The organism is Symbiopectobacterium sp. Eva_TO (assembly GCF_053848865.1).
In genome coordinates, this window is record NZ_JBSPEY010000004.1 from 2,125,031 (window position 1) to 2,137,654 (window position 12,624).

General features: G+C 52.1%; 9 protein-coding genes and 3 pseudogenes. 6 read left to right on the forward strand and 6 right to left on the reverse strand.

Annotated features, from left to right (window positions below; translation table 11 throughout):
* Positions 1 to 12 precede the first annotated feature (12 nt).
* A pseudogene (locus ACWWJF_RS13225) lies at positions 13 to 579 on the reverse strand (PstA family ABC transporter permease); the annotation flags it as partial.
* A 328-nt stretch (positions 580 to 907) separates the two neighbouring features.
* On the opposite strand from ACWWJF_RS13225, the gene ACWWJF_RS13230 reads away from it, so the two are divergent.
* A protein-coding gene (locus ACWWJF_RS13230; protein WP_455869695.1) for an IS5 family transposase occupies positions 908 to 1,752 on the forward strand; the annotation gives its coding sequence in 2 pieces (ribosomal slippage) (positions 908 to 1,253 and positions 1,253 to 1,752; 846 coding nt in all).
* 26 nt (positions 1,753 to 1,778) lie between these two features.
* Here the strand turns inward: ACWWJF_RS13230 and ACWWJF_RS13235 are convergent.
* The 3 genes and pseudogenes from ACWWJF_RS13235 to ACWWJF_RS13245 form a co-directional block, all read right to left on the reverse strand.
* Positions 1,779 to 2,780 (reverse strand): IS110 family RNA-guided transposase, encoded by a 1,002-nt coding sequence (locus ACWWJF_RS13235; protein WP_455871078.1) that lies wholly within the window; start codon positions 2,778 to 2,780, stop codon positions 1,779 to 1,781.
* A 53-nt stretch (positions 2,781 to 2,833) separates the two neighbouring features.
* Positions 2,834 to 3,385 (reverse strand): annotated as a pseudogene (locus ACWWJF_RS13240) (integrase core domain-containing protein); the annotation flags it as partial.
* Between the two features lie 147 nt (positions 3,386 to 3,532).
* Positions 3,533 to 3,670 carry a hypothetical protein gene (locus ACWWJF_RS13245; RefSeq protein WP_455869696.1) on the reverse strand — a complete coding sequence of 46 codons (138 nt, stop codon included), beginning with the start codon at positions 3,668 to 3,670 and terminating at the stop codon, positions 3,533 to 3,535.
* 47 nt (positions 3,671 to 3,717) lie between these two features.
* On the opposite strand from ACWWJF_RS13245, the gene ACWWJF_RS13250 reads away from it, so the two are divergent.
* The 3 genes from ACWWJF_RS13250 (at position 3,718) to ACWWJF_RS13260 (ending at position 7,374) form a co-directional block, all read left to right on the forward strand.
* A protein-coding gene (locus ACWWJF_RS13250) for an IS3 family transposase (RefSeq protein ID WP_455869697.1) occupies positions 3,718 to 4,886 on the forward strand; the annotation gives its coding sequence in 2 pieces (ribosomal slippage) (positions 3,718 to 3,973 and positions 3,973 to 4,886; 1,170 coding nt in all).
* Positions 4,864 to 6,216, forward strand: a complete 1,353-nt coding sequence (locus ACWWJF_RS13255; RefSeq protein ID WP_455869698.1) for an IS4 family transposase — start codon at positions 4,864 to 4,866, stop codon at positions 6,214 to 6,216. Before ACWWJF_RS13250 ends, ACWWJF_RS13255 begins: the two co-directional genes overlap by 23 nt.
* 117 nt (positions 6,217 to 6,333) lie before the next feature.
* Positions 6,334 to 7,374 carry an IS481 family transposase gene (locus ACWWJF_RS13260; protein ID WP_455868660.1) on the forward strand — a complete coding sequence of 347 codons (1,041 nt, stop codon included), beginning with the start codon at positions 6,334 to 6,336 and terminating at the stop codon, positions 7,372 to 7,374.
* Between the two features lie 34 nt (positions 7,375 to 7,408).
* On the opposite strand, the gene ACWWJF_RS13265 is transcribed toward ACWWJF_RS13260, so the two are convergent.
* Both ACWWJF_RS13265 and ACWWJF_RS13270 read right to left on the reverse strand, forming a co-directional pair.
* A complete protein-coding gene (locus tag ACWWJF_RS13265; protein ID WP_455869699.1) occupies positions 7,409 to 7,834 on the reverse strand; it encodes a hypothetical protein in 426 nt (141 codons plus the stop codon).
* A gap of 153 nt (positions 7,835 to 7,987) precedes the next feature.
* Positions 7,988 to 8,455: pseudogene (locus tag ACWWJF_RS13270) on the reverse strand (IS4/Tn5 family transposase DNA-binding protein); the annotation flags it as partial.
* Positions 8,456 to 8,926: 471 nt separating this feature from the next.
* Between ACWWJF_RS13270 and ppk1 the strand changes: the two are divergent.
* Positions 8,927 to 10,990 (forward strand): polyphosphate kinase 1, encoded by a 2,064-nt coding sequence (gene ppk1 / locus ACWWJF_RS13275; RefSeq protein ID WP_455871079.1) that lies wholly within the window; start codon positions 8,927 to 8,929, stop codon positions 10,988 to 10,990.
* Positions 10,991 to 10,999: 9 nt separating this feature from the next.
* Positions 11,000 to 12,532, forward strand: a complete 1,533-nt coding sequence (gene ppx, locus ACWWJF_RS13280) for an exopolyphosphatase (RefSeq protein WP_455869700.1) — start codon at positions 11,000 to 11,002, stop codon at positions 12,530 to 12,532.
* Positions 12,533 to 12,624 lie beyond the last annotated feature (92 nt).

Here is a 12,624-nt window from a genome sequence, read left to right on the forward strand (position 1 = left end):
CGAGAAACCTCGTCACAACGTCAGCGCGCGGTATTTTTCGCGCAACACGTGGCGCAAGCCCATGGCCGCCACGTTCAACCCGACCACAATCACCACGAGTAACATCGCCGTTAGGTACACCAGCGGGCGCGCCGCCTCCACATCCGCACTTTGAAACGCCAAATCGTAAATCTGAAAGCCAAGATGCATGAATTTCCGTTCCAGATGCAGATAGGGGAAGATATCATCCACCGGGAGCACCGGCACAGACTTCACCACCCCCACCAGCATCAATGGTGCGGTTTCACCGGCAGCCCGCGCCACCGCGAGGATCAGGCCGGTCAGCATGGCGGGAACAGCCATCGGCAACACCACGTGCCACAAGGTTTCCGCCCGCGTCGCCCCTAACGCTAATGAACCATGGCGCAGCGACACGGGGATACGCTCCACCCCTTCTTCCGTTGCCACGATCACCACGGGCAGGGTCAGCAGTGCCAGCGTCAGCGATGCCCACAGCAGCCCCGGTGTACCAAACGTCGGATTGGGTAACGCATCGGCATAAAACAACTTATCCAACGTACCGCCCATCAGGTAGACAAAATCTATGGTCACCCCCATTTTTGCAACACTGATTTTTGACTAATGGTGGGCTTGCTTCAATCTATCCGGCGTATCTGTGGGCGAGATGCCCGCGCCTCGATGAGTTCCGCGCCTGGTGAACCTGAAAAAGCCCTCGGCTTCAGTGAGCCATTTTTGTCGTCAGGTTTTTCAGCAGGCCGATATGCCGTTCATGTCATCAATAATCAGTCTTCGCAAAACCAGATAGGTAATTGCTGTTTAATTACTTAATAATCAGTCTGTTGATTTAGGCTGTGTCCCTTAATTGCCTGAGTTATAGTAACCGTATGTTTCCACAGTATATTGAACTATGGCTCGCTACGACCTTCCCGATGAAGCATGGATGATCATCCACTCTTTACTGCCTGCTGAACCAGCAATACCACGTGCCGGACGTCCATGGGCAGAACATCGTAAAATCATCAATGGTATGTTCTGGATTCTGTGCTCAGGTGCTCCATGGCGTGATTTACCTGAGCGATATGGTCCGTGGAAAACCGTATATAACCGCTTTAATCGGTGGTCAAAATCGGGTGTGATTAACATTATTTTCAACAGGTTACTTTCTGCTCTTGATGCGCATGGTCTCGTTGACTGGTCTGCCACGGCGCTGGATGGCAGTAATATCCGGGCGCTGAAATGTGCTGCCGGTGCTCAAAAAAACATCCCGATATCGCCGGAGATAACGGTCTGGGTCGCTCTCGCGGTGGTTTTGGCACCAAAATCCATCTGGCAACAGACGGAAGTGGTCTCCCGTTAAACATCCTGCTGAGCCCCGGACAGGCTCACGAAAGCCAGTTCGCATTACGTCTTCTGGACGGTATTGGTGTTCAGCGCCAGAATGGCAGCATGAAGCGTCGTGGTTATGCGGTGCTGGCTGACAAAGCTTATTCAGGGCATGCACTACGCAACGAGCTGAAACGAAAGGGGATAAAGGCAGTCATCCCCCGAAAAACGAATGAAAAAATGGCTTCGGACGGGCGCTCACGGTTCGCCAGTGGCGCTTACCGTCATCGCAATGTAGTGGAAAGATGTTTTGGCCGATTAAAAGAATACCGCCGTATTGCCACACGTTATGACAAAACGGCGAGGAATTATCTGTCGATGGTTAAACTGGGCTGCATCCGCCTCTTTTACAAGAAGTTATGCAATTAAGGGACACAGCCTAGTTCTACATAACATCAGGCCTGATATTCATTGTGATTAGTTGTGATTGACCAGGCTATTCGCGCCAGTTTGTTTGCCAGAGCACAGGCGACAATATTTGAATGTTTGTTATCGAGTTGCCCCCGAACCCATTCAGCAAGCCCGCCCTGCTGATATTCAAGTCGCATCATGAACGAGCGGGCACATTGAACCAGAAGTTTGCGTAAATTTTTATCACCTCGTTTGCTTATCCCCAGCAGAGTCGGTTTGCCTCCTGTGCTGTATTGTCGCGGTACAAGCCCTGTGGAAGCCGCAAAATCCCTGCTACATGAAAATTGTTTTCCATCGCCGAACTGTGATGAAAGTAAGCTGGCAGTAATCGGACCGACGCCTGGAATTGTCATAATTCGCTGTGCAGTATCATCAGCTTTGATTGACTGATTTAATTCTGATTCCAGCGCTGTTATTTGCTCGACAAGGTAAAGATAGTGGGCATGTAACTTCATCAGCAGACGGCTCAGGTATGCGGGGATTTCGTGCTCAGCCAGCACCAGAGACAGTCGCTTTATTACCGCCTCGCCGATTGGCAGGCTTATCCCAAACTCCAGCAGAAAACCGTGGATCTGGTTAGTGGTTTTTACTTTATCTCTGATAAGAGATTCCCTGACCCGATGCAGTGCTCGCATCGCCTGCTGAACCTCCGTTTTCGGCTGAACAAAACGCATTGACGGCCGGGATGCGACTTCACATATCGCCTCTGCATCAACAAAATCATTTTTATTGCCCTTGACAAACGGGCGCACAAATTGCGGAGAGATAAGTTTTGCTTCATGGCCGCTATCATTGATACGCCGCGCCATAAAGTGTGCACCGGCACAAGCTTCCATAACAACAACCGAGGGCGGGCACGTCGCCAAAAACTGCATTAGCTTTGTGCGCGTAAACTTCTTACGCAGAAGCGCTTTACCTGACTTATCCTGGCAATGAATATGAAAAGAATGTTTACCGAGATCGATACCAATAAGAGTAACGTGTATTAGCTCAGACCTGATCTGACAGTTACCGGTTATTTATACAGGTGTCTGTCAGATTAAATCTGGTTCAGATTTTTTTCTGCCCAGACTCGTTTACCATCAAGTAACGTGGCCATTGGCGTACGCCCGCAGCACATTTTACCCTGATGAGTTCGCTCATTATTGTAATGCCACAACCAGTTGTCCAGATCCTTTTGTAGACTTTCTAGGTCCTCGTATAACGTCTTACGGAACGCAACCTGATAAAAATCCTGCAAAATAGTTTTATGGAAGCGCTCGCAGATACCGTTTGTCTGCGGAGACATCGCTTTCGTTTTCGTATGGTCTATATCGTTGATAGCCAAGTACAGCTGATAGTCATGTTGTTCCACTTTACCGCAGTACTCCGTCCCCCTGTCGGTCAGTATTCTTAGCATTGGCAGCCCCTGAGCTTCGTAGAACGGCAGCACGCGATCATTGAGCAGGTCGGCGGCAGAGATCGGTGCTTTACTCGTGTAAAGCTTGCAGTGCGCCACTTTCGAGTACGTATCCACGAACGTCTGCTGGTAGATACGGCCAACACCTTTCAGATTACCCACGTAGAAGGTGTCCTGCGACCCCAGATAACCCCATATCGTTATACACATCTTTTGGCCATTTTTTGAACAGGATGCTCAGAACCCCGTGAATTAAGGCATTCAAGCCATCCCATTGGCTTTTTGAGGTTCAAAATGCCACTCTGAGATAAACCCGTAACTCATTGATTAAAAAGTGCGTTAGAAAGATGTGTATAACGATATGAGATAACCCGGGTGAGCAGTCTCTATTTCACCACAGGCTTCGTCGTCGTGCGCCTTCTTCTCCAGTGCAGCGATTTGAGCATCAGTATGTAGTGGCACACTGATACTGGCCACCTGAGCGGAGGTGATATGCTCACCTCATCAACACGACAGGTGACCTCATGGGTAAACATTTTACGGCGGAATTTAAGCTCGAAGCCGCAAAGCTGGTTGTCGACCACGGCTACACATACGTTAAGGCCGCAGAGGCGGTTAATGTCAGCCATTCTGCCATTAGTCGCTGGGTCAATAAGCTTCGCCTTGAACGACAGGGAAAAACGCCAACGGGACTTCCTCTTACCCCTGAACAGCTCGAGCTGCGTGAGATGAAGAAAAAAGTCCAATGCCTTGAAATGGAGAACGAAATCCTAAAAAAGGCTACGGCGCTCTTAATGTCGGACTCACTCAACGGTTCACGGTAGTCGACAGGCTGAGGGCGCGATACCCGGTCACGGCGTTGTGCCAAACTTTTGAGGTACATCGCAGCAGCTACAGGCACTGGCAGGCTTCCGCTAATGAACCCGACGGTGAGCGCGTGGTTAAGTGTAGCCGCGTCATGGAAGCCTGGAACGCCAGCGGCGGCTCTGCCGGCGCTCGAAGTATCGCGACCATCGTCACCGGCAGCTCCGGTGTCAACATGGGGCGCTGGCTGGCTGGCAAGCTGATGAAGGAGCTGGGTATCGCCAGCTGCCAGCGACCGGCTCACAAATACAAACGCGGCGGCAATGAACTCGTTGAAATACCGAACTATCTCAACCGCCAGTTCGCGGTTACCGCGCCGGATCAGGTCTGGTGCGGCGATGTGACCTACATCTGGACGGGCAAATGCTGGGCTTACCTTGCGGTGGTGCTAGATCTGTTCGCCCGCAAACCGGTGGGCTGGGCCATGTCGACGTCGCCGGACTCGGCGCTGACAGTTAAAGCGTTGCAGATGGCCTGGGAACTCCGGGGACAACCAACAGGAGTCATGTTCCACAGCGACCAGGGCAGCCACTATACCAGCCGTCAATACCGGCAAGCCCTGTGGCGCTGCCGGATAAAGCAGAGTATGAGTCGGCGGGGTAACTGCTGGGATAATGCGCCAATGGAGCGGTTCTTCCGCAGCCTGAAGACAGAATGGGTGCCGACAAAGGGTTACAACAGCTTCAGCGAAGCCCAGGACGCGATTATCCGCTACATCACGGGGTATTACAGCGCTATCCGGCCTCACTGGTATAACGGCGGCTTAACTCCAAACGAATCTGAGCGACTGTTCTACATACAGTCTAATGCGGTGGCCAATATTAGTTGACCACTACAATTCAGATGGCTGGGCACACCAAGAACTGGAAGGGGTAAATCTTGGTGACACGAGGCTCAATAAGCGCGCCAAAGGGCTTTTGATACGGCTGGCTGAGAATCCGCAAGCCAGCATTCCGCATGCGTGCCTCGGATGGTCTGAGACGCTGGGTGCTTACCGCTTCATGGAGAACCAAGCATTCGAATGGCGAGACATTCTGCAACCTCACTGGCAGCGTACGCAGGAAAGGATCCGAGAACACGAGGTTGTGCTGTGTATCCAAGGCACTACCGAGCTTGACTTCAACGGGCAGCAAATCCAAGGCTTGGGTCCCTTGAACTACGAAGCCAGGCGTGGTCTGTACCTGCATCCGACCTACGCGGTCAGTCCGGATCGCGTGGGGTTGGGCGTACTGGATGCGTGGATGTGGGCAAGAGAGCCGAAGGATGCAGACGGAAAACGCGATGGGATCAAGGAGAGTACGCGCTGGCTCGAGGGATACGAGCGAGTTGCTGAACTCGCCTCGGAGTTGCCAAACACACGTCTGGTGTACTTAGCCGATCGCGAAGCGGATATCAAGGCGTTGATGCAGCTCGCTGATGACCTTGGCACTCCGGCTGACTGGTTGATCCGCTCGACTCATAATCGCAGTCTGGACTGTAATGAGAAGCTTTGGCAGAAGGTTGGAAAGACCGTGCCGGTGGGAGAAATCCAATTCGTTATGGCGGCTCGCGCGGGGCAGAAGGCGCGTACGGTGAAACAGGCGCTGCGCGTGAAGCGAGTGTCGCTGCGTTGCGGGTTGGCAGTGACTTGTGTGATAGCCAAGGAAATTGAGCCGCCAGCAGGCGTGAAGCCGGTCGAGTGGCGGTTGCTGAGCAATCGCGTACCTGAAGGACGAGAAGATATCGTGGAGCTGATCGACTGGTATCGGGCTAGATGGGAAATCGAGATGTTCTTCAATGTGCTGAAGAACGGCTGCTGTGTCGAAGCGTTACAGTTATCGACCGTGGATCGCATTGAGCGGGCATTGGCGCTGTTCATGATCGTGGCATGGCGCATCGCCTATTTAATGCGTATGGGACGAACCTGTCCAGAGCTAGACGCAATGTTGTTCTTTGATTCCGACGAGACTAATGGAGCTTACCTACTGATGAACAAGCGTATGCCCAAGGGCCGCCCTAAGCTAAACGAAGTATTGCGCTTAGTTGCGCAACTCGGAGGCTTTCTTGCTCGAAAAGGCGACGGTGAACCAGGCGCAAAAACTATCTGGAAAGGCTTGCAGAAAGTCATGACGGCCGCCGAAACGCTACGCGCGCTCAGGCACGAACAGAGATGTGTATAACGAGGTGGCTTCACGTGTATTAGTCGCGACTTGATCTGACACTGGACCTTGAAAGGTTGAGAGTTACCGGTTTTGATATGGGTGTCGAATCCTTATACAAAACACGAGGTAACTCTCATGCTTCATACTAACAATCCCATCATCAAACACAAAGCCGGCCTGCTCAATCTCGCCGAAGAACTCGGTAACGTATCAAAAGCCTGTAAAATCATGGGGGTGTCACGCGACACGTTTTATCGCTATCAGGAACTGGCGGCAGAAGGCGGCATTGACGCTCTGGTTAACCAAAACCGCCGGGTTCCCAACCTGAAAAACCGTGCTGATGAAGCCACTGAACGTGCGGTTGTTGATTACGCCATTGAGTTCCCGGCTCATGGCCAGCACCGGACCAGTAATGAGCTGCGTAAAAAAGGCGTCTTCATTTCTGGCAGCGGTGTGCGCTCCATCTGGCAACGACACGATCTGGAAAACTTTCGTAAGCGCCTGAAGGCACTTGAGGAAAAAGTTGCCAGAGAAGGCATCGTACTTACTGATGCTCAAATCGCTGCACTGGAGAAGAAGGCGCACGACGACGAAGCCTGTGGTGAAATAGAGACTGCTCACCCGGGTTATCTGGGGTCGCAGGACACCTTCTACGTGGGTAATCTGAAAGGTGTTGGCCGTATCTACCAGCAGACGTTCGTGGATACGTACTCGAAAGTGGCGCACTGCAAGCTTTACACGAGTAAAGCACCGATCTCTGCCGCCGACCTGCTCAATGATCGCGTGCTGCCGTTCTACGAAGCTCAGGGGCTGCCAATGCTAAGAATACTGACGGACAGGGGGACGGAGTACTGCGGTAAAGTGGAACAACATGACTATCAGCTGTACTTGGCTATCAACGATATAGACCATACGAAAACGAAAGCGATGTCTCCGCAGACAAACGGTATCTGCGAGCGCTTCCATAAAACTATTTTGCAGGATTTTTATCAGGTTGCGTTCCGTAAGACGTTATACGAGGACCTAGAAAGTCTACAAAAGGATCTGGACAACTGGTTGTGGCATTACAATAATGAACGAACTCATCAGGGTAAAATGTGCTGCGGGCGTACGCCAATGGCCACGTTACTTGATGGTAAACGAGTCTGGGCAGAAAAAAATCTGAACCAGATTTAATCTGACAGACACCTGTATAAATAACCGGTAACTGTCAGATCAGGTCTGAGCTAATACACTTCACGCCTGCTGGCGGCTCAATTTCCTTGGCTATCACACAAGTCACTGCCAACCCGCAACGCAGCGACACTCGCTTCACGCGCAGCGCCTGTTTCACCGTACGCGCCTTCTGCCCCGCGCGAGCCGCCATAACGAATTGGATTTCTCCCACCGGCACGGTTTTTCCAACCTTCTGCCAAAGCTTCTCATTACAGTCCAGACTGCGATTATGAGTCGAGCGGATCAACCAGTCAGCCGGAGTGCCAAGGTCATCAGCGAGCTGCATCAACGCCTTGATATCCGCTTCGCGATCGGCTAAGTACACCAGACGTGTGTTTGGCAACTCCGAGGCGAGTTCAGCAACTCGCTCGTATCCCTCGAGCCAGCGCGTACTCTCCTTGAGCCATATCGTTATACACATCTTTTGGCCATTTTTTGAACAGGATGCTCAGAACCCCGTGAATTAAGGCATTCAAGCCATCCCATTGGCTTTTTGAGGTTCAAAATGCCACTCTGAGATAAACCCGTAACTCATTGATTAAACAGTGCGTTAGAAAGATGTGTATAACGATATGTCCTTGAGCCCATCGCGTTTTCCGTCTGCATCCTTCGACTCTCTTGCCCACATCCACGCATCCAGTACGCCCAACCCCACGCGATCCGGACTGACCGCGTAGGTCGGATGCAGGTACAGACCACGCCTGGCTTCGTAGTTCAAGGGACCCAAGCCTTGGATTTGCTGCCCGTTGAAGTCAAGCTCGGTAGTGTCTTGGATACACAGCACAACCTCGTGTTCTCGGATCCTTTCCTGCGTACGCTGCCAGTGAGGTTGCAGAATGTCTCGCCATTCGAATGCTTGGTTCTCCATGAAGCGGTAAGCACCCAGCGTCTCAGGCCATCCGAGGCACGCATGCGGAATGCTGGCTTGCGGATTCTCAGCCAGCCGTATCAAAAGCCCTTTGGCACGCTTATTGAGCCTCGTGTCACCAAGATTTACCCCTTCCAGTTCTTGGTGTGCCCAGCCATCTGAATCCCGTGTCATTTTTCAGCGCCGTAAATGGCGATAGTACACGTCGGTTTCACTTCATTTACAACCCCACCGGCTGCCTATTTCAGCCCGCTAACCCTTGGCATATAAGGCGTTGCGGACTTATGTATAACGAGGTGCATTAAGCCCTGCGTCGCCCATCCCGCGCGATGGAGATTGCCTCAAACACCGTGGCAGATTGCTTTTCTCACCCCAACGATTAAATCGGGGTAGCATATGTTGCCTTTACACTCATAATATGACAATGGTAAGACGTTCTGTAAGAACGATTTTAACGCACGTCCCCATCGGGCGCGGCATTCAGGTTGTTTTGTGAACAAAATGATCATAATTTTTCAGCAATGAGACGGCGTCGCACAAAAAATGTTTTTCAAAGAACAAGATAGCGCCACGCCGTCATAAATCCGCCATCATTGGCGTGTAGAGAGTGGGTGCACCGTCAGTAAACGATTTAACGGAGTGACAATGAGTCAGGACAAGCTCTTCATCGAGAAAGAACTAAGTTGGTTATCCTTCAACGAACGCGTGTTGCAAGAAGCTGCGGATCAGAGTAATCCGTTGATTGAGCGCATGCGTTTTTTGGGCATCTACTCCAACAACCTCGATGAATTTTACAAAGTGCGCTTCGCCGACCTTAAAAGACGGATTCTGATCAACGAGGAACAAGGCTCCGCCGGTGATTTACGCCATTTACTGAGAAAAATTCAGGCACGCGTACTGAAAACCGATCAGGTGTTCGATAACCTGTATAACGAACTGCTGTTGGAGATGGCACGCAACCATATTTTTTTGGTGAATGAACGTCAGGTCTCCCCGCTTCAGCAGGAGTGGCTGCGCGACTATTTTTGCCAGAACCTACGTCAACACATCACGCCGATCTTGATCCTGCCAGAAACCGACCTGGTGGAGTTTTTGAAAGATGATTACACCTATCTGGCGGTAGAGATTATTCGCGGCAACGAGATTCGCTATGCGCTGCTGGAAATCCCGTCGGACAAAGTGCCGCGTTTCATTAACCTGCCCTCAGAATCATCGCGCAGAAAAAAAACCATGATTTTGCTGGATAACATTCTGCGCTACTGCCTGGATGATATCTTTAGAGGCTTCTTTGACTACGATGCGCTCAACGCCTATTCCATGAAAATGACGCGCGATGCAGAGTACGATCTGGTCACGGAAATGGAGTCCAGTCTGCTGGAATTGATGTCCTCCAGCCTGAAACAGCGCCTGACCGCCGAACCGGTGCGCTTTGTCTATCAGCGCGACATGCCGGATGCGATGGTGGACATGCTGATGGAGAAATTGGGCATTTCGTCTTATGACTCCATCATCCCCGGCGGGCGTTACCACAATTTTAAAGACTTTATCAGCTTCCCCAATGTGGGCCGCCCGAATCTGGAAAATAAAGCGCTGCCACGATTGCACCATACCCGCTTCAGCCATTTCCGCAACGGGTTCGATGCCATTCGTAATCGTGATGTGCTGCTCTACTACCCCTATCACACCTTCGAGCACGTGCTGGAACTGCTGCGTCAGGCCTCGTTCGACCCCAGCGTATTGTCGATCAAAATCAACATTTACCGCGTGGCAAAAGATTCGCGCATCATTAATGCGATGATCCACGCGGCGCACAACGGTAAAAAAGTGACCGTGGTGGTGGAATTGCAGGCGCGCTTTGATGAAGAAGCGAATATCCAGTGGGCCAAGCGCCTGACGGAAGCCGGTGTGCACGTGATTTTCTCGGTGCCAGGACTGAAAATTCACGCCAAGCTGTTCCTGATTTCCCGCCGTGAAGGGGAAAACATCGTGCGTTATGCCAACATCGGCACCGGCAACTTTAACGAAAAAACCGCCCGGCTTTATACCGATTATTCACTGCTGACCGCCGATGAACGTATCACCAATGAAGTGCGAAGCGTATTCAACTTTATTGAGAACCCTTACCGCCCAGTCAGCTTCGAGTATTTACTGGTGTCGCCGCAGAACTCGCGCGCCCGGTTGCACAAACTGATCGATGGCGAGATCGCCAACGCACAGAACAACCTTCCTGCGGCGATCACCCTGAAGGTTAACAATCTGGTCGATAAAGATCTGGCCGAAAAGCTGTATGAAGCCTCCGCCGCAGGGGTGAAAATAAACCTGCTGGTGCGCGGTATGTGTTCGCTAATCCCTTCTCTGCCCGGCATCAGCGAAAATATTCAAGTCATTAGTATTTTAGATCGCTATCTTGAGCACGATCGGGTGTATGTGTTCCATAATGGAGGAGACAGCAAGGTATATATCTCTTCAGCAGACTGGATGACACGTAATATCGATTATCGTATCGAGGTGGCAGCTGAAATCCTCGACCCGGCGCTGAAAAAGCAGATATTGGACACGCTGGACCTGCTCTTCAGCGATACGGTTAAAGCTCGTATTGTTGATAAAGAGCTGAGTAATAGCTATGTTGCACGCGGCAACCGGCGTAAGGTCCGCGCGCAGACGGCCATTTACGAGTACCTCAAGGCCCTTGAGCAACCCGACGAATAGGCAAGAAAAATGCCCCTGATACAAACCGATATCGATAAAGAAGCACCGCAGGAATTCGCCGCGGTTGACCTTGGCTCCAACAGTTTCCATATGGTAGTGGCCCGTGTGGTCAACGGTGCATTGCAAGTGTTGAGCCGACTGAAACAGCGGGTGCACCTGGCAGATGGCCTTGACAGCAACAACATGCTGAGCGAAGAAGCGATGGAGCGCGGCTTAAGCTGCCTGGCGCTTTTTGCTGAGCGACTGCAAGGCTTTTCGCCTGACAACGTTTCCATCGTGGGCACCCATGCCCTGCGTGAAGCCGCCAACGCCCAGACCTTCTTGCGCCGCGCGGCCGACATTATTCCTTATCCCATCGAGATTATTTCCGGCCATGAAGAAGCGCGCCTGATTTTTATGGGCGTGGAGCACACTCAGCCAGAAAAAGGCCGCAAGCTGGTTATCGACATCGGCGGCGGCTCCACCGAGTTGGTTATCGGGGAGAATTTTGAGCCGATACTGGTCGAAAGCCGTCGTATGGGCTGTGCCAGCTTCGCACAGCAATTTTTTCCGAATGGTGAAATAAGCGAGCAGAATTTTCGGCGTGCGCGTCTGGCGGCGGTACAGAAGCTGGAAACCCTCTCTTGGGAATGCCGCATTTATGGCTGGGACTATGCGCTGGGCGCATCCGGCACCATTAAATCCGCCCATGAAATTCTGGTGGAAATGGGTGAGAAAGACGGACTGATCACGCTGGACCGGCTCAACATGCTGCGCGATCAGATTTTGCAGTTTAAAACCTTCAAATCCCTAAGTTTGCCGGGCATGTCGGAAGATCGGCAATCAGTGTTGGTGCCCGGGCTTGCGATTCTGTGCGGAATTTTCGATGCGCTGGCGATCAAATCGCTGCGCCTGTCGGACGGCGCGCTGCGTGAAGGTGTGCTGTATGAAATGGAAGGCCGTTTCCGCCATCAGGATATTCGTATCCGCACCGCACTGAGTCTGGCCAGCCACTACAATATCGACAGGGAACAAGCGCGTCGGGTACGGGAAACCACCGAGTTGCTGTTTACCCAGTGGGCAGCGCAAAACCCGTCGCTGGTGCATCCGCAGTTAGAAGCGATCCTGAAATGGGCGGCCATGCTGCACGAAGTGGGCCTGAGTATCAACCACGCGGGCATGCAGCGCCATTCAGCCTATATTCTGCAAAATACCAACCTGCCAGGCTTCAATCAGGAGCAGCAGTTGATGCTGTCATTGATGGTGCGCTTGCAGCGCAAAGCCATCAAGCTGGAAGAACTGCCGCGTTTCAACCTGTTCAAGAAGAAGCAGTATTTGCCAATGGTGCAAATTCTGCGGCTGGCAAGTCTGCTTAATAACCAGCGTCAGGCGACCACGCCGCCAGACTCACTGCGCCTGGGCACCGATGACAACCACTGGACACTCACCTTTCCGCAGGGCTATTTCGCGCAAAACGCGCTGGTACAGCTCGATCTGGAAGCTGAACAGGCATACTGGCAGGACGTGACTGGCTGGAAATTGCTGATAGAAGAAGCCAACTAACGCCCTGCGCTCCCTTCAGGGGGGAGGGAATCAGACTGATGTCCAAGTCACTTCCTTCCTCGTCATCCTCGGCGAAAGCCGGGGATCTCTGC